The following is a 15,981-nucleotide window of genomic DNA, read 5'->3' on the forward strand; positions in this document are numbered from 1 at the left end:
CGAAATTCAGACAGCCGCGCCTGAGCTACGAAGCAGCGCGCAGGCGAAGGCGCCGCCTGCTGGCGCGGGCCTTCTCCGCCACCGCGGCGGTGATCTCGACCACGCCGTCTTCACGCGGTCTGGCGTTGGTGGCCTTGTGGAGCCGCTCATAGGGCAACAGTTCCTTGACCCGGGCTTGAAGCGACGCGACTTCGGCTCGCAGATCCTCGCATTCCTGCCTCTGGACGTCGAATTGTATCTGTTCGGAAGCCTGCTGCAGGGAAAGCTGCGAAAAATTCGCGCTGATTGCGGAAAGGTTCATCTTGTCGCTTTCGCTCTCTTTCATGAGAGCAGACAATTTTTGCTCGACAATTTGCTTTTCGGCCACCGCGTCGCTCGCTTGAGCCTTGAGCCTGGCGATCTCGCTGGCGGCTTCGCTGTTGTGGTTGGAGGCGGCTTCCAGCCGCGATCGAAGGTCCTCGATTTCAGAACGCAAGCCGGTCATCTCCGCAATACTGCGTGCAAGCTCGGCTTCCCGGTCACCGTCCCTGAGGCGGGCCGCTTCCGTTATTTCCGATAGCTTTGCCTGCGCCATATCGAGCGATTTCTGCAGCCGCATCTCCTCTTTCTCGCTCTTGCCAAGCGCGGCCAGCAGTTCCGAAACCTGCGCGGCATCATTGGCATGGACAGTCGAGAGTTCGTCCAGCCTGTGCCGGGCCTCGGCCTCCCGTTTCAGCGCCTTGTCGAGGTCGATCGACAGGCTGACATGTTTCTCCCGCAGCATCTCGTTCTCGCGTGAGCGTCTGTTGGCCTCGACCGCTCTGGCCGAGAGCGTTTTGACAAGCTCGCCGAACTCGGCCTCGCGTTTTGCGCTTGCATTGCCTGCAACGACGAGTTCCAGCCTTGCCGCAGCCAGCGCGCCGCGAAGTGCTTCCTTGTCCTCGACAAGGCTCGCCTCGTGCTGCTGCAGGGCCTCGATAGCGCTGTCGCGCTCGCGCTGCTTTCTGGTCGCTTCGTGGAGCTGTTCGGACAGCACTCTTTGCTGCGCGGTCAGGCCGGTATTTGCCAGCTCCAATTCGTTGGCGCGAAGAATGTCGCCGTGGAGGAGTTTCAGGAATTCGCCTGTCAGATGATGCGAGGTCGCGATCTCCGACAGTTTCGCATTGATCTCCCCCAGATACTCCTGCGCGTCGTGAAAGAGCCCATCGACCGCACTTAAGGCAGCCAGCCGGGTTTGCGTATGGGGGGACAGCCGTCGTGCGGTCTCGAAGGCGTCCGCATTGGCCTCGAGCTGCGAGCTGTCATCCGTTGCCGGGAGATTCTCATCCGACACAGTCTCATCCGGAACAGTGACGTCGTTCAATGGCGACTGATCGTCCACGTTGAGACATTCGCTAAACGCATCCGCCAAATCGGTTTCGAGCTCCTTGAACGCTCTCTCCACAGTCTCGGCACGCTTGATCAAACCTTTGAAATTCATGACCGAATATCCCTCTCGTGCAGCGCCGTTAAGGAGCGGACTTTCAACACTTGACCCTCGCCTCCCCCGAATGCGGGTTCATCTCCTGACGTGCGCTCTGGCCGACGCACGCTAGGGACAGGCTTGGCCACTGTCCTCGTGTGTTTGAATGACGTGTTCTGCCGCGCTCCATCCCCGAGGCGTTGGCACCGCTCGAAAAATGCCCACTCATTTCACCCGAAACGGATATGAAGCGGCGCAAGCATGAGGATCGCCTGGTGACTGTTGTAAGGATCGGCCGAGCGCCTCGGTGCTCTGCAGCAGCTACAAGTCACACTCGGACGAGGCGCGTTACGGCCGGAAGGCCTGACCTAATAAATTATTGTGTTGAATACGTTTCGCTGATTAGCTGCTGTGCATTGACCAGGGACAAGACCGATAAATGTTGTCCCGGGAGGACCGCGATGCCGGTGCTTGAGGTTTGCCACGTCTCCAAGAATTTCGGGGCTATCCAGGCCCTGACTGACGTCAGCTTCCAGGTGGAGCGAGGCGAAGTCGTTGGTCTGATGGGGGACAACGGGGCCGGCAAGTCGACGATAGTCAAGACTGTGGCCGGGAATTTTCCTCCGAGCGACGGCGAAATTGTAGTCGAGGGCGAGGTGTGCCACTTCCACCAGCCCGTGCAGGCCCGCGCCAAGGGGATCGAAGTTGTTTATCAGGACCTGGCGCTCGCCGATAATCTGACGGCCGCGCAGAACGTCTTTCTGGGGCGCGAGATCAAGAAAGGCTTCTGGCCGATCAGGATTCTTGACAAGCAGGCGATGATCGATCGCTCGGCAGCGCTGTTCAAGGAACTCAAATCGGAAACCCGGCCGCGCGACCTCGTCAGGAAGATGTCGGGTGGGCAGCGCCAGGCGGTCGCCATCGCGCGGACCCGGCTTTCAAATGCCAAGCTGGTGCTGATGGACGAACCAACGGCCGCCATCTCCGTGCGCCAGGTTGCGGAAGTACTCGAACTGATCCGACGCCTCAAAGCACAAGGAGTCGGCGTCATGCTGATCAGTCACCGAATGCCTGACGTGTTCGCCGTGGCAGATCGCATTATCGTCCTCAGGCGGGGCTCGAAAGTTGCCGACAAGCCGGCCGACAAAACATCGCCCGAGGAAATCACTGGACTGATAACGGGGGCCATCCGTGGCGAATAGTGTTCAGGAGTCAGTTGGCGTTCAGGGCTCAGTCGAAGAACATGGCCGGCCGGCCATGTCGGATTTCGTCCCGACCAAGGAAAAAACAGTTCTCCAACGTGTGATTTCAAGTCAGCCCTTCTGGGTGACGATCGCGCTCATCGCGCTCGTCATGTTGATGACTGCGATGGAGCCGAGCTTCGGCACCTCTGAAAACGTCGCCAATGTGACGCGCAACTTCGCACCTTTCGGCATCATGGCACTTGGCATGACGATCGTCATCATCACCGGCGGTATCGATCTGTCGGTCGGCTCCGTCATGGGTCTCGTGGTCATCGTCGCCGGCCTGTTCCTCACCTGGCATTATCCCTGGTACGTCGCCTTCGCCATGGGCCTTTTCTCCGGTCTGGCCTGTGGCGCGGTCAACGGATTCTTTGTCGCCTATGTCGGGATGCCGTCCTTTGTGGTCACCCTCGGTATGCTGTCCGTCGCGCGCTCGCTGGCGGTCGTATTCTCGGCCAACCAGATGCTCTACCAGTTCGGGCCCGATGCTCCGATCGTGAAGGCAATCGGTCAGTGGAAATGGCCGCGGCATGGTCCGAACGACTGGGCACCGCATTGGATACCAGAACTGTCGTCACAATTCTGGACCATGGTGATCTTGGCCCTGATTGTCGGCTTCGTATTCAACTTCACAGCCTGGGCCCGGCATCTCTTCGCCATCGGCGGCAATGAGGAGGCGGCACGGCTCACCGGCGTTCCGGTCAATTGGATTAAATTCCAGGCCTATCTCTTCTCGGCTTTCACCGCCGCGCTCGCCTCGCTCCTGCTCCTCGGCTACAACGGCTCGGCCATCAATGCCATGGGCCAGGGCTACGAGCTGCGCGTTATCGCCGCGACAGTCATTGGCGGCGCCAGCCTCATGGGCGGCGCCGGCACGGCCTTCGGTGCGATCATCGGTTCGGCCTTCCTCGAGGTGATCAGGAATGCGCTGCTGATGGCCGGTATCGATTCAAATTGGCAGGGTGCCTTCGTCGGCGCCTTCATCGTTCTTGCGGTTCTTTTGGGCATGCAAACCGGCGGCAAATCGATTCTCGCCGCGTCGCTGGCAGTCTTGATGCCCAAAAAACGCCGCTAGAAACCCGCCGGCGGGAGGCTTGCGGGATCACACCCAGGAGGAGAACGTCACATGAAAAAACATCTGCTGACGGCCGCCGTGGCGCTTGGCGCAATGGTGCTCGCCGTTTCCGGCGCCCAGGCGAAATACACCTTCGCCCTGGTGCCGAAGAACATGAACAATCCTTTCTTCGACCAGGCACGCGACGGCTGCAAGAAGGCCGAAGCCGAATCCAATGGCGCCGTGGAGTGCATGTATATTGGCCCCGGCGAGCATGGCGGCGGCGACGAGCAGGTACAGATCGTACAGGATCTCGTGGCCAAGAAGGTGGACGGCATCGCCGTGTCGCCATCGAACGCCGCGGCGATGGCGGTTGCGCTGCAGGCCGCCAAGGAAGCCGGCATCCCGGTCCTCACCTGGGATTCCGATCTCCTGCCCGAAAACAAGGATCTGCGCGTTGCCTATATCGGCACGCACAATTATGAGATCGGCGAGAACCTCGCCAAGCTTGTCATGCAGATCAAGCCCAAAGGCGGCACGATCTGCATCCAGTCCGGCGGCGCCGCGGCGGCCAACCACAACGAGCGCATGCAGGGCATTCGCGATACACTTTCGGGCACCAAATCGGCGGCCTCGCCCGGGGATCGGCTGACGGGCCAGAACGGCTGGACCGAAATCGAAGGCTGTCCGCTCTACACCAACGATGATTTCCCGCTTTCGGTGCAACAGTTCGAGGATATCATGGCGAAAAACCCGAACCTCGACGCATTCGTCCCAACCGGTGGCTTCCCGCAGTTCATTCCCGATGCCAACCGCGCCGCGGTCGCACCGTACAAGGACAAGATCGCCTCGAAAGCCCTGGCCCTTGTCGTTGCCGACACGCTTCCGGTACAGATCGACCAGATGAAGGAAGGTTTCTCCCTTGGCCAGGTCGGCCAGCGGCCGTTCGAGATGGGCTACAAGACGATGATGGCGCTGAAGGAAATGAAGGAGGGCAAGGCTCCGCCGGCCGACCCGACCTACACGGGCCTCGATGTCTGCACTCCGGAGACAGCCGACACTTGCGTCGCCAAATAGTGCTTTTGGGCGGGAGGAAACTCCCGCCCTTTTCACAGGGGATCTCAATGCCGGAATTGTTCTCGCTCAAGGGCCGTGTCGCATTGGTCACGGGTGCCTCGCGTGGTCTTGGTTTTGCCATGGCCAAGGCACTTGCGGAAAACGGCGCGACGGTGATCGTCAATGCGCGCGACATGGCCGCCCTTTCCGCGGCCGCCGAAAGGATCGGTGCAGAAGCCCTGCCGTTCGATGTCACCGACGCGGCGATCTCAAGGGCGTCGCTCGAAGGAATCGTCGAACGCCACGGCCGCCTCGATATTCTGGTCAACAACGCCGGCATCCAGCATCGGAAACCGCTGGTCGAATGGCAGGACGAGGATTTCAACCATGTGGTTGCCGTCAATCTGTCGGCTTGCTTCCGCATGATGCGCGACGCGGTGCGCCTGATGCTGCCAAACAAGTTCGGGCGCATAATAAACACCGGATCGGTCGCAGCGATCCTTGGCCGTCCCACCATTCACGCCTATGTGGCGGCAAAGGCGGGGCTGCACGGGCTGACACGCTCCACTGCCGCTGAGCTGGGCCGTCACGGCATCACCGTCAACGCGATCGCCCCCGGCTATTTCGCCACCGAGCTCAACACCGCACTTATGCGCGACGAGGCCTTCACCAAATGGGTCGAGGCACGAACCCCCGCGGGCCGCTGGGCCCAGCCTGAGGAGCTCGGCGGAGCCGTGGTGTTTCTCGCCTCCGACGCTGCCGCTTACGTCAACGGGCACGTGCTCGCGGTTGACGGCGGGCTATCGGTTTCCCTGTGATTTCAACCGGTGACACCGTGCCGGCAGGGCGTGCCTGCTAGCCGCCTGAAATGACGACTTGCTGCATCCGCTGCTGGCCCGGTCCCCTGCACGGACGCCGACTCCAGACGATTGGATGACGCGCCGTATTGCAGCCGCCGACTTTCGATTCGCAACGGGTTATTTCGACGTCCGGCGGCATCGATGCTTGATGCCGCCAATATTTCATTCCACACACCGGTCACGATGAGAGACGACACACGGGATCAGCGCCGGGTATTCGGGTGGGCCTTGCCTGCCTCCGCGGTCGTGCATTTGCTCGCCGCCGCGCTTCTTTTGTCCGCACTGCCGCTGTCGCCCCCGCAGCCGCAGAAGGAGCAGCCCATCGCAGTGGATATCGTGCCGCCGCCTAAACCGCCGGAAAAAACCAAACCTCCGTCCCCCGCTGAACCGCCCAAGCCGGAAAAGCAGCCGGAAGCCAAGATCGAGACCCCGGCGAGCCGTGAGGTCGCCGCGCAGAGACCTGTCTTCCAATTCGGTGAGAAGGACGCCGGTCCTCGCAAGTCTCTGGACGGCAACAGTGCGGAGGATGGTTCGGAACAACCGCCAGCGCCGCAAGTTCCCAGTAACCAGGATCTTGCACAGCCACCTGCCGTGACAGCGGTCGAGGGGAAAGACCAGGCTCCGTCGCCTGGCGCATCCGCGCCGCCTAAGCCCAAGCCAGCGAACGTCGCCAAGGAGCAAAAACCCTTGAAGCTTCAGCAAGCCAAGACGTTGTTCTCGGAGGCAGCAACCGGTGATCCGATAGCGACAAGCGCAATGGGCAATATACCCCGCCCCGTGCGGATCGGTCAGCTCTGCCTCACGGAATTGCGCGAACAGTTGCGCCGCGCCTCGCCCCCCTATTTTCCCGACCTCTTGCGTTCATTCAGGCTGAAGGAAGGCACTATCATGCAAGTTCCCAGGACCGCCTTCCGTGCCAACGGGCAGTGGTACGATCTGAGCTTTCGCTGCGAGGTCGATCCGGACGCGACGAGAGTCGTGTCGTTTGCCTTTCGTGTTGGAAATCCGGTGCCGCGCAGCGAATGGAAGCGCCGCGGGTTGCCCGCCGAATAGGTGGTCGAGGCCACGGAGGCTGGCTGGCCGGCGCCATCAAATCCGGCCGGCGATGTCTTCGCGCGCTCCGGGCTGCCGAACCAACACGCGCCAAAAGTGGCTTTCGTCAGCGGCCGCCGAAGTCTAGCATACGGCTTTGGGAGGAGGCTTCGATGACTTCAAGTTTCAACGTTCATCATGCTGCCGGCTATGAGCAGCTCATGGGCCGCTGGAGCCAAAGACTCGCGCCGCTGTTCATCGACTTCGTGGGGCTTGCCGACGGCGAAAACATCCTCGACGTCGGTTGCGGTACCGGCAGCCTGACCTTCGCACTCGTCAAGGCCGCTGACCTCGGCGAGGTCGCGGCGATCGACTTTTCGGCCGTTTTCGTCGAGGAGGCAATCCGGCGCAACACCGATCCGCGGATAAAAATCCGTCAGGCGGATGCCTGCGCCCTGCCCTTTGAGGATGGCGCGTTCGACCGTGCCCTAGCCCTGCTCGTGCTCCATTTCGTGCCCGAAGCCGGCAAGGCAGTCGCCGAGATGCGCCGCGTCGTGCGGCCGGGCGGCGTCGTCGCGGCGACGGTATGGGACCATCTCGGCGGCATGCCGGGGATGCGCATGATGATCGACACCGTGGCGGTGCTCAGTGAAGGCGGACGCCAGCTGCGTGCCCGCTATTGCACGCAGCCGATGATGCAGCCGGGTGAAATGAAACGGACCTTTGTCGAACAGGGTCTCCGCGACGTTACGGAAACCCAGTTGATGATCCGCATGGACTACCAAAATTTCGATGATTACTGGGCGCCGATTGCCGCCGGCGAAGGGCCGCTCGGTAAGTATGTGGCCACGCTCGACCCGGAAGAGCGGGCGCGCACCGACGCCGCCATGCGCGACGCCTATGAGGCCGGCCGGCCCGACGGCCCGAGGTCCTTTGCCAATGTCGCCTGGGCCTGCCGCGGCGTCGTTGCCTGACCTTGGCGCTAATGCATGCCGCGCAAAAAGCGCATCGCATGAGGCCGATCGAACGCGACGCGCTTTAGCCGATCCCGTAGACCAGCCCAACGCGGCCGTCCGAAAGCTGTTCGACCTTGCGCAGTTCGAGCCCACGACGATTTTTCGCCGTCCCAAACAGCGCCTTTCCGTCACCGGCGAGCAGCGGATAGACGATCAGCCTGAGTCCATCGACCAGCCCGGCATCGATAAGGCTCGCGGTTATTCGGGCGCCGCCCATAAGGTAGATGTCCTTGCCGGGCTGCTGTTTCAGCGCAGCGATATCCTCGAAATTCCGCACGAAGCGCGTCTTTGGCCAGGCCGCCGAAGTCATTGTGTTCGACAGCACATAATGCGGCGTCTGCGCGGCGAAGCTGGCCCATTCGAGCTCGGCCGGCTTCGGTAACTTGCCGGTCATCGGCAGCGGCTTGTCGGGCTCGTTCTGGATGGCGCTCCAGTAGCGCTCGTAGCCGGCATACATGACGCTGCCAAGCAGGCAGGCATCGATTTGCGGCGTCAGGCCGTATTCGTCCGACCACGCATCGACCCAATCGGCGTAACCCTCGGGTCCCTCCATCTTGCCGTCGACGGAAATCTTCATTCCAGCGATCAATTTGCGCATGACTTCCTCCACCAGGCTTGCGGGATGCAAGCACGTTTCATCGGTTCATCGTTGCTTCGTGTTGCTGGCGGCGACCTCAGGGATGGCCGCCGCGAGTTACATCAGACCGGCAGGCGGCGGTCGTATTCTTCCCGCAGGCGGCTCCAGCCGTCCCAGAACGAGGTCGGCGTCTTGCCCGCCAGGCGGGCGGCCAGCAGGTCGAGGTGTATGTGCCAGCCGGCCGTGATGTTGAGCTGGATTGCACGTTCCGGCAGGCGGCGATGAACGACGGTGAGCAGCACATCGCTACCCTTCGCCTCCAGCAAGAAGGAGACGCCGCCGGTGTTTCCCCAGGTGATGGAAAGCTTGCGCGGCGGATCGAGTTCGGTGATCCGGCCCTCCATCCGATGCTCTTCGGGAAAGCCCGCGGGTCGCTGGCCAGGCGGGTCCGTCAGCTCGTCGTTACGCCAGACCAATTCGAACGAGCTGCCGGCCTTCATTTCCATCTGGCCCGCGGCCATCCATTGCCGGCGCAAGTCACTCTCGGTGAGATAGGCCCAGACGCGCTCGATGGGGCCGGGCAAGAGGCGCTGGATGGTGAACGTGGCGGGCTCGCTCAGCGCGCCATAGGCGTCGATGCTTCTCATCTGGTTCATTGCTCGTCTCCTTCTTTCGGATTGGGCGATTTCCTGGACTCATCCTGGGCTTTGCGTGCGTCCTCTTCGCGAAGAAGGCGTTCGAGAACATCGAGACGACCGGTCCAGAAGCGCTCGTAGAAGCTGAGCCACTGATGGGCGCTGGCCAGCGGTCCAGGGGCTAGTCGGCACAGATGCGTGCGGCCCCTCACCTCTCGACGAATAAGCCCTGCGTTCTCCAGCGCCTTGATGTGCTTGGAGGCCGCCGCGAGCGACATCGCGAAGGGTTCCGCCAGCTGGCTTACCGTTTTCTCGCCATCGGCGAGATCGCGAAGCATGTGCCGCCGGGTGGCGTCGCCAAGGGCGTGAAAAACCGCGTCCATCTGGGGTGTCTCTAATTCAACCATGTAGTTGAATATAGACACACGCTTTGAGATAATCAACTGTTTGGTTGAATAATTTTTGTGAAGCGCCGCGGGGCCGTTTGCGCCATCGAGCGTGTCGACGTCACGGGAGATACGGACGCGCCCCGCGACAGTAAGGGCGAGGCCCTTATTTGCCGTTGAAGAAACTGTGGATCGCGGCTTCCAGCTTTTCGATAAGCTGAGGGTTGTGGCAGCTGCCAGCCCAGATCAGGGCGTTTAGCCTCATCCCTTTGTTGATAAAGCTCACTTTCCCAGAATCCAGCAGGTATTCCGCGATCTCGTAGTGCCGCCCCTTGATAGCCTCGATGAGCGCGTTGTTTCTCCCCGTCTTGTCGGTCAGATTTACTTCCGCGCCATTCTCCACGAGCAACTTGACGACTTCGAGATGCCCGTTCTTCGCCGCCTCGATAAGAGCCGTTCTGCCGTAGTAGTCAGCTCGCGCGTTGATCTCTATTTGGGGGTGTCTCACGAGGACTGCGATACACGCGTAATGTCCCTTGGCCGACGCAAGGCTCAAGGGCGTGCTCTTCCACTTGTTTCTGGCATTCACGTCGATTTCCGGGTCTTCGATCAGCGCCTCCACCACAGCTGTGCGGCCATTGAGGGCTGAAAGGTGAAGTGCAGACCAGCCGCCGTCGTCCGACTGATTGATGTCGGCGCCAGCCGCCAATTCCGATCGAACCGCCTCCGCATCGCCTTGTTCTGCCGCGACCAGCAGGGGCGACCAGTCTCTTGCGCCTTCGGCTTCCAAGCTGTTGGTCAACGCAGTCGCCTCCTCGGATCGTCCACAGAATACCACAGAATCCGCGATAGTGGGGTCGTCCTGTATAGAGTTCCCTGGAGTCCGTGGGTCGCAGAGAGCTGTCGGCCCGAAGCGGAGGATCAGCGCTTCACGTCCGTCTCCTCACATTCTCCTGATATCGACTGGCTTTAGCGGCCATTCAGACTAGATAGAGCCTGCGCCGGGCGGAACGATGCAGAAGGACCTGAACATGCCTGAACAGATTACCCTGAATAGACCTGAACAAATCAGATTGAACGACGGCTCCGCCATTCCGCAGATCGGCCTCGGCGTGTGGCAGGTCGATCCAGCCATCACCGCCAAGGTGGTGCGCTGGGGAATCGAGGCCGGCTACAGGCTGATCGACACCGCCGAAGGCTATCAGAACGAGGAAGGTGTCGGGCAGGCGATCCGCTCGGCCGGCGTGCCGAGAAGCGAGTTGTTCATCACCTCGAAACTGCGCAACGGCGCGCATCAGCGCGACGCCGCCTTGCGCGCCTTCGACGAGACGATGAGCAAGCTCGGCATCGAACAGATCAACCTGTTCCTGATCCATTGGCCGGTGCCCAGCCAGGACAGATATGTCGAGGCCTGGAAGACGCTGATCGAACTCAGGCAATCAGGCCGGATCAAGTCGATCGGCGTTTCGAACTTCAACCAGGACCACCTCGAACGGATCATCGGCGAGACCGGCGTCACGCCGACCGTCAACCAGATCGAGCTCCACCCCCGCTTCCAGCAGCGTGACAAACGTGAATTCCACGACAGGCACAACATCCGCATCGAGAGCTGGAGCCCGCTGGGCAGCGGCCGGCTGTTGAGCGATCCGACGCTTGAAAGCATCGCCAGGAAACACGGCAAGTCGGTGGCGCAGACGATCGTCAGGTGGCATCTTCAGGAAGGGCTGATCGTCATTCCAAAGTCGATCCACCAGGACCGCATCGCCGCCAATTTCGATGTCTTCGATTTCGAGCTGGAAGCGAAGGACCTCGAGCTTATCCGGGGCATGGATTCGCCCGACGGCCGCACCGGCCCGAACCCCGCCACGGCCGCATTCCTGTTCTAACGAGGCGGGCCAACCGGGACGTTGGCATTCCTTCACACCCCCCTCTGTCCTGCCGGACATCTCCCCTTCAAGGGGGGAGATCGGCAGCTTCAATAGCCGCGCCCTTCTTGCAGCGTCGGAGATTAGCGAAGGCCGCGATGAGGGCCAATCTCCCCCCTTGTGGGGGAGATGTCCGGCAGGACAGAGGGGGGCGCTGTCCCGGCAGCGATCAAAACTACCCTTCCCGCTAGCTCATATCCCGGAGCCATCCACCAGCGGCACATCTTCCCCTTCCCAGGGGCTAGGCATCGATCCCTTGCTGAGATTGGCCGACGGCAGCGGCATCCAGCACTTCAGTTCGGGTTCGGCATATTCGACGATGCGTCCTGGAGACGAGTCGGAGGCGCGCCAGCCTTCGCTGCCGAACTGATCGGCGCGGGCCCAGTAAGCCATATCGACCTCGGCCGGACCCTGTTCGGACGGCCGAACCGTGACAAGGATTCTGCTGCCGTCCCTTGGCGCGCTCGACATGTGGCGCCACTGACCGGGCTCGTCCATTGCATTTCCTCCTGCGATCTTCGCGTCGAACGGATAGTCGCTTCGCGTTCGGAAGCGGTCAACCCGAACTTTTTTGCCTGAGACAAAACCCCTGTCCCGTCGTCGCGGAACAAGTCATGGCACGCCGGGTTTGGGCAAGTTGTTGAAGGAAGCACAATGAGACCAGCGCCGCGACCGATCCTTACCATTATTGCATGGCAGGCCGCGTCTTTCGTTCGCAACCCGGTCCGGTCGCAATGAGGCAGGCCGGTTCCGATCATTCCATCCCACCGAAGGAGGGCAAAGACGGCATAGGACGAGCACTCGGCCTTGGCCTGATAACAGGGGCGGCCGACGACGATTGTTCTGCGATAGGGACCTACGCCAGCGCCGGCGCCCGCTTCGGACCCGACTTGCTCTGGACGGCCCCGGTGACGTTGCCGATGATGTACGCGGTCGTCTACCTGTCGTCGAAGCTCGGCCAGGTGTCGGGGCGCGGATTGTTCCACGTCATCAAGGACTTCTATCCGCGGTGGCTGCTCTGGTCGGTGCTGTTGGGTGTGCTCGTCGGCAACACGATCGAGGCAGCGGCAGACCTTGGTGGAATGGCCGCGGCGATCAATATATTCGTGCCGCTTCCCATTCCGGTGATCGTGCTGTTCGTCGCCGGCCTCATCTTCGCCCTCCAGGTCTTCGGCTCCTACACTTTGATCCGCAACATCTTTCGCTGGCTGGCGCTGGCGCTGCTCGCCTATGTCGGTGCCGCCATTCTGGCCAAGCCGGAGGCCGCGGCGGTGCTGCGCGGAACGCTGCTTCCCAGGATCGAATTCAACCGGGAGTTCCTGTCGATCCTGGTCGCCATCATCGGCACGACGCTGTCCGCCTATCTCTATACGTGGCAGTCCAATGAGGAGGTCGAGGAGGAGATTGCCCAGGGGCGAACGACGCTCAGGCAAAGGAAGGGCGCCACCGCCGGCGAACTCCGCCGCTCGCGCCGGGACATCCTCATCGGCATGACGTTTTCAAATCTCATCATGTATTTCATCATCCTGTCGACGGGTGCTACGCTCTACAAGGCGGGCCACCACGATATCGACACGGCAGCGCAAGCCGCGGAGGCGCTGCGCCCGCTAGCCGGCCAGGCCGCAAGCGTCCTGTTCGCCGCAGGCGTGATCGGCGTCGGTTTCCTCGCAGTTCCTGTCATGACCGCCGGCGCTGCCTATGATGTGGCGCAAGCCATCGGCTGGAAAAACAGCCTGCACGCCCGGGCGCGAGAGGCACCCAAATTTTATCTCGCCATCGGATTTTTTACGGCGATCGCCGCCGGCCTCAACTTTCTCGGCTTCAATCCGATGAAGGCGCTGGTCTGGTCCGGCATCGTTCAGGGCTTCTCGACGCCGCCCTTGCTGCTGCTCATCATGCTGATGACGAACAGCCGCAGGATCATGGGGGAGCAGGTGAACAGCCGCAGCACCAACATACTCGGTTGGGCAACGACCGCCGCTATCTTCTCGGCGACGATCGGCCTGGTGGCCACCTGGTTCATGTAAATCCGGCAGGACAAGGGACGCCGCCAGTTGGATTACCCGTTCCCGCTTGCCGATTGCCCCAGCTTTGCCGGCCTTGGAAACTCCACAACATCTCCCACCGGCCGCTTGTATTGCGCTGCGACAATTGCATCGATCAAGAGATCCAGAGCCGCACGAGCCGTGCGGCTTGTCTCGTCCTCGCCGCTCAAATAGTGGCAGGCTCGTTCAAGGTGCAGGTGTGCGGCGGCAAAGTCGCTTGTCATAGGCATCTCCCTGTTGCCCGCCCGCCGGCAAGATGACCGCCTCGATTTAGCCAAAAGCAAATATCCACAGCCGGATTTGAATCAAATTGACCTGACTCACTGCATGCCGCGGAGCCACTCCAGCGCCGTGGCCTGTGCCTCGCTTGCATCCTCCCCGAGGACCGCTAGGCCGTCGAGGATTGTACCACAAGCACATGGTTCCCCGACGTCGCGCCGGGAGCGTCCGAGGGCGACTTGCCTTATATGTCCAGCCGGCTTGTCCGACGCGCTGCGCCATCGCGGCTGAAGGCGCTGTGGCGGGTTTTCAGCGCGCTGCGCCGCATTGAATGAACCAATTGCGGGCGATGTGCCGCAAACTCAATTCGCTCATCGCCCTGCTTTTGAAATTTTCTCGCTCTTTTAATTCTACAAACTCTCTAGATTTAACATAGATCGCTAGACCCAAGATCTTAAAATAGAGCGCTTGAGAGGGAGCCAGGAATGTCGAAAAAGCTCGTGGTGGGGCTGTCGGGCAATTTGACCCGGCCCTCGAAGACCAAGGCGTTCGTCAGCCACATTGTCGGGCAGGCCGCCGAAAGCATCGGCGCGGCCTCGGCCGTCTTCGATATCGAGGATCTCGGCGCTTCCCTGCCGCAGGCAAGGCGCCTCGGCGACCTCGACCCGGCGGCGCGCAACATCGTCGAACGGCTGCTGGGCGCCGACATCCTGGTGGCCGGCTCGCCGACTTTCAAAGGCAGCTATACCGGACTTTTCAAGCATTTCTTCGACCTGCTCGATCCGTCGTCGCTGAGGGGCAAGCCCGTCATCCTCGCCGCGACCGGCGGCGGCGAGCGCCATTCGCTGATCGTCGAGCACCAGTTGCGGCCGCTGTTCGGCTTCTTCGAGGCGCTGACCGTACCGACCGCGATCTACGCCTCCGACAAGGATTTTGCCAATGGCGTGCTGGTGTCGGAAGCCATCCACGCCCGCGCCCGGCAGGCGGTCGCCGAGGCATGCCGTGTAACCGGGGTGCCCTACGGCGTCGGCCTTGCCGCCTGAACGCACCACTGACCCGAGATCCCCTTTCCGATTCGTCCAGGAGCACGCCGCGATGACCAGATCCACCAAATCCAGGCAAATCAAACTGGGCGCTTTCCTGCCCGGCGGCGGACAACATATCGCCGCCTGGCGCCACCCCGAGGCGCCGGCCGACGGCGCCACCAATTTCGAGTTCCACAAGCAGCTCGCCCTGACCGCCGAGCGCGGCCTGTTCGATGCCTATTTCCTCGCCGACAATCTGACGGTCGGGCTCGGCGCCCGCGAAGGCGGCAATGCCAAGATCGCCGGCTTCGAGCCAGTGACGCTGTTTGCAGCGCTGGCGCCGCTCACCACGCATCTCGGCTTCATCGCTACCGCCTCGACCACCTACGAGGAGCCCTACACGCTCGCCCGCAAATTCGCCTCGCTCGATCATCTGTCGAATGGCCGCGCCGGCTGGAACGTCGTCACCTCGGCCGGCGACGAAACCGCGCGCAACTTCAATCGCGAGACGCAGCCTGCCCACGCCGAGCGCTATGCCCGCGCGCATGAGCATGTCGAGACGGTCAAGGCGCTGTGGGACAGCTGGGAGGACGATGCCTTCATCCGCGACAAGAAATCGGGGCGCTTCTACGACAAGGACAAGCTCCACGACATCGACCACAAGGGCGCGCATTTCAGCGTGAAAGGGCCGCTCAACGTGCCGCGCCCGGTGCAGGGGTACCCGGTCGTGGTGCAGGCGGGGCAATCGGAAGACGGTCGCAAGCTCGCCGCCCACTCGGCGGAAGTCATCTTCACCGCCCATCAGAACCTGGCGTCGGCGCAGGAATTCTATCGCGATATCAAGGCGCGCGTGACGGCCGCCGGCCGCAATCCCGAGCAGGTGCTGATCATGCCGGGCGTGGCACCCTTCGTCGGCCGCACCGAAGAAGAAGCGCGCGCCAAGTACCAGCAACTGAACGATCTCATCCTGCCCGAAGACGGCGTCGCCCTGCTCAACGGGCTGGCCGGCCAGACGCTCGACATCACCGGCTATCCGCTCGATGGACCGCTGCCGCCGAGCAAGGAGACCGAAGGCATGAAGAGCCGCCAGGCGCTGATCCGCCAGATTGCCGACGAGCACAACTTCACCATCCGACAGCTCTACCAATGGGTGGCAACGGCCCGCGGCCATTATACCGTCATCGGCAGCGCCACGCAGGTCGCCGATCAGCTGGAGGAATGGTTCGGCAACGAAGCCGCCGACGGCTTCAACATCCTGCCGCCCTGGCTGCCCGGCGGGCTCGACGACTTCGTCGAGCTCGTGATCCCCGAACTGCAGCGCCGCGGCCTGTTCCGCACCGCCTATGAAGGCAGGACACTGCGCGAGAACCTCGGCCTCAGGCGGCCGGAAAACCCCTGGACCGCCGCGCGCTCGGCGGTGCTGGCCGCCGAATAATCCCGAGAAGCCCGATATTTTCCAAGCAGGA

The 15,981-nt window shown here is 61.9% G+C and carries 16 protein-coding genes; 10 read left to right on the plus strand and 6 right to left on the minus strand.

Annotated features, from left to right (window positions below; genetic code table 11):
* Positions 1-25: 25 nt before the first annotated feature.
* Positions 26-1,459, minus strand: coding sequence for a coiled-coil domain-containing protein (locus NKJ23_RS05815; protein ID WP_352678995.1), 1,434 nt, complete (start codon positions 1,457-1,459; stop codon positions 26-28).
* 443 nt (positions 1,460-1,902) lie between these two features.
* On the opposite strand from NKJ23_RS05815, the gene NKJ23_RS05820 reads away from it, so the two are divergent.
* From NKJ23_RS05820 to NKJ23_RS05845, 6 genes are all read left to right on the plus strand, one after another.
* Positions 1,903-2,643: an ATP-binding cassette domain-containing protein gene (locus tag NKJ23_RS05820; RefSeq protein ID WP_352451444.1), complete on the plus strand. Its 741-nt coding sequence runs from the start codon at positions 1,903-1,905 to the stop codon at positions 2,641-2,643.
* Between the two features lie 55 nt (positions 2,644-2,698).
* Entirely contained in the window at positions 2,699-3,760 is a 1,062-nt protein-coding gene (locus NKJ23_RS05825; protein ID WP_352469187.1) for an ABC transporter permease, read from the plus strand.
* Between the two features lie 51 nt (positions 3,761-3,811).
* Positions 3,812-4,816: a sugar-binding protein gene (locus tag NKJ23_RS05830; RefSeq protein WP_023677316.1), complete on the plus strand. Its 1,005-nt coding sequence runs from the start codon at positions 3,812-3,814 to the stop codon at positions 4,814-4,816.
* Positions 4,817-4,863: 47 nt separating this feature from the next.
* A complete protein-coding gene (locus NKJ23_RS05835) occupies positions 4,864-5,613 on the plus strand; it encodes a glucose 1-dehydrogenase (RefSeq protein WP_352451446.1) in 750 nt (249 codons plus the stop codon).
* A gap of 183 nt (positions 5,614-5,796) precedes the next feature.
* Positions 5,797-6,708 (plus strand): DUF930 domain-containing protein, encoded by a 912-nt coding sequence (locus tag NKJ23_RS05840; protein WP_352678999.1) that lies wholly within the window; start codon positions 5,797-5,799, stop codon positions 6,706-6,708.
* Positions 6,709-6,860: 152 nt separating this feature from the next.
* Positions 6,861-7,661: a class I SAM-dependent methyltransferase gene (locus NKJ23_RS05845; RefSeq protein WP_352679002.1), complete on the plus strand. Its 801-nt coding sequence runs from the start codon at positions 6,861-6,863 to the stop codon at positions 7,659-7,661.
* A 64-nt stretch (positions 7,662-7,725) separates the two neighbouring features.
* Here the strand turns inward: NKJ23_RS05845 and NKJ23_RS05850 are convergent, their stop codons facing one another.
* From NKJ23_RS05850 to NKJ23_RS05865, 4 genes are all read right to left on the minus strand, one after another.
* Positions 7,726-8,301 (minus strand): dihydrofolate reductase family protein, encoded by a 576-nt coding sequence (locus NKJ23_RS05850; protein ID WP_352679005.1) that lies wholly within the window; start codon positions 8,299-8,301, stop codon positions 7,726-7,728.
* A 101-nt stretch (positions 8,302-8,402) separates the two neighbouring features.
* Positions 8,403-8,936, minus strand: a complete 534-nt coding sequence (locus NKJ23_RS05855) for an SRPBCC family protein (protein ID WP_352679008.1) — start codon at positions 8,934-8,936, stop codon at positions 8,403-8,405.
* On the minus strand, positions 8,933-9,322 hold the full coding sequence (locus tag NKJ23_RS05860) for an ArsR/SmtB family transcription factor (protein ID WP_352569142.1): 390 nt from the start codon (positions 9,320-9,322) through the stop codon (positions 8,933-8,935). The genes NKJ23_RS05855 and NKJ23_RS05860 overlap by 4 nt, the downstream gene beginning before the upstream one ends.
* Positions 9,323-9,467: 145 nt before the next feature.
* Positions 9,468-10,103: an ankyrin repeat domain-containing protein gene (locus tag NKJ23_RS05865; RefSeq protein WP_352679010.1), complete on the minus strand. Its 636-nt coding sequence runs from the start codon at positions 10,101-10,103 to the stop codon at positions 9,468-9,470.
* Positions 10,104-10,332: 229 nt separating this feature from the next.
* On the opposite strand from NKJ23_RS05865, the gene NKJ23_RS05870 reads away from it, so the two are divergent.
* Positions 10,333-11,187, plus strand: a complete 855-nt coding sequence (locus NKJ23_RS05870) for an aldo/keto reductase (protein WP_352679012.1) — start codon at positions 10,333-10,335, stop codon at positions 11,185-11,187.
* 231 nt (positions 11,188-11,418) lie between these two features.
* On the opposite strand, the gene NKJ23_RS05875 is transcribed toward NKJ23_RS05870, so the two are convergent.
* The gene (locus NKJ23_RS05875; RefSeq protein ID WP_023677305.1) at positions 11,419-11,724 is read right to left on the minus strand and encodes a hypothetical protein; all 306 of its coding nucleotides are present in this window, start codon (positions 11,722-11,724) and stop codon (positions 11,419-11,421) included.
* 236 nt (positions 11,725-11,960) lie between these two features.
* Between NKJ23_RS05875 and NKJ23_RS05880 the strand changes: the two genes are divergently transcribed.
* The 3 genes from NKJ23_RS05880 (at position 11,961) to NKJ23_RS05890 (ending at position 15,950) form a co-directional block, all read left to right on the plus strand.
* Positions 11,961-13,253, plus strand: coding sequence for an Nramp family divalent metal transporter (locus NKJ23_RS05880; RefSeq protein WP_352679013.1), 1,293 nt, complete (start codon positions 11,961-11,963; stop codon positions 13,251-13,253).
* 722 nt (positions 13,254-13,975) lie between these two features.
* Positions 13,976-14,533 (plus strand): FMN reductase, encoded by a 558-nt coding sequence (msuE, locus tag NKJ23_RS05885; RefSeq protein ID WP_023677302.1) that lies wholly within the window; start codon positions 13,976-13,978, stop codon positions 14,531-14,533.
* Between the two features lie 52 nt (positions 14,534-14,585).
* Positions 14,586-15,950, plus strand: a complete 1,365-nt coding sequence (locus NKJ23_RS05890; protein WP_352645505.1) for an LLM class flavin-dependent oxidoreductase — start codon at positions 14,586-14,588, stop codon at positions 15,948-15,950.
* The last annotated feature ends 31 nt before the right edge of the window (positions 15,951-15,981 follow it).

The organism is Mesorhizobium sp. M0184, assembly GCF_040322215.1.
Lineage (GTDB): Bacteria > Pseudomonadota > Alphaproteobacteria > Rhizobiales > Rhizobiaceae > Mesorhizobium.

Coding starts and splice junctions, on each gene's coding strand:
- NKJ23_RS05860 (WP_352569142.1), bottom strand. CDS start 9,322: ATGGTTGAATTAGAGACACCCCAGATGGACGCGGTTTTTCACGCCCTT.
- NKJ23_RS05875 (WP_023677305.1), bottom strand. CDS start 11,724: ATGGACGAGCCCGGTCAGTGGCGCCACATGTCGAGCGCGCCAAGGGAC.
- NKJ23_RS05835 (WP_352451446.1), top strand. CDS start 4,864: ATGCCGGAATTGTTCTCGCTCAAGGGCCGTGTCGCATTGGTCACGGGT.
- NKJ23_RS05880 (WP_352679013.1), top strand. CDS start 11,961: ATGAGGCAGGCCGGTTCCGATCATTCCATCCCACCGAAGGAGGGCAAA.
- NKJ23_RS05845 (WP_352679002.1), top strand. CDS start 6,861: ATGACTTCAAGTTTCAACGTTCATCATGCTGCCGGCTATGAGCAGCTC.
- NKJ23_RS05850 (WP_352679005.1), bottom strand. CDS start 8,301: ATGCGCAAATTGATCGCTGGAATGAAGATTTCCGTCGACGGCAAGATG.
- NKJ23_RS05825 (WP_352469187.1), top strand. CDS start 2,699: ATGTCGGATTTCGTCCCGACCAAGGAAAAAACAGTTCTCCAACGTGTG.
- NKJ23_RS05855 (WP_352679008.1), bottom strand. CDS start 8,936: ATGAACCAGATGAGAAGCATCGACGCCTATGGCGCGCTGAGCGAGCCC.
- NKJ23_RS05840 (WP_352678999.1), top strand. CDS start 5,797: ATGCTTGATGCCGCCAATATTTCATTCCACACACCGGTCACGATGAGA.
- msuE (WP_023677302.1), top strand. CDS start 13,976: ATGTCGAAAAAGCTCGTGGTGGGGCTGTCGGGCAATTTGACCCGGCCC.
- NKJ23_RS05830 (WP_023677316.1), top strand. CDS start 3,812: ATGAAAAAACATCTGCTGACGGCCGCCGTGGCGCTTGGCGCAATGGTG.
- NKJ23_RS05890 (WP_352645505.1), top strand. CDS start 14,586: ATGACCAGATCCACCAAATCCAGGCAAATCAAACTGGGCGCTTTCCTG.
- NKJ23_RS05815 (WP_352678995.1), bottom strand. CDS start 1,459: ATGAATTTCAAAGGTTTGATCAAGCGTGCCGAGACTGTGGAGAGAGCG.
- NKJ23_RS05870 (WP_352679012.1), top strand. CDS start 10,333: ATGCCTGAACAGATTACCCTGAATAGACCTGAACAAATCAGATTGAAC.
- NKJ23_RS05820 (WP_352451444.1), top strand. CDS start 1,903: ATGCCGGTGCTTGAGGTTTGCCACGTCTCCAAGAATTTCGGGGCTATC.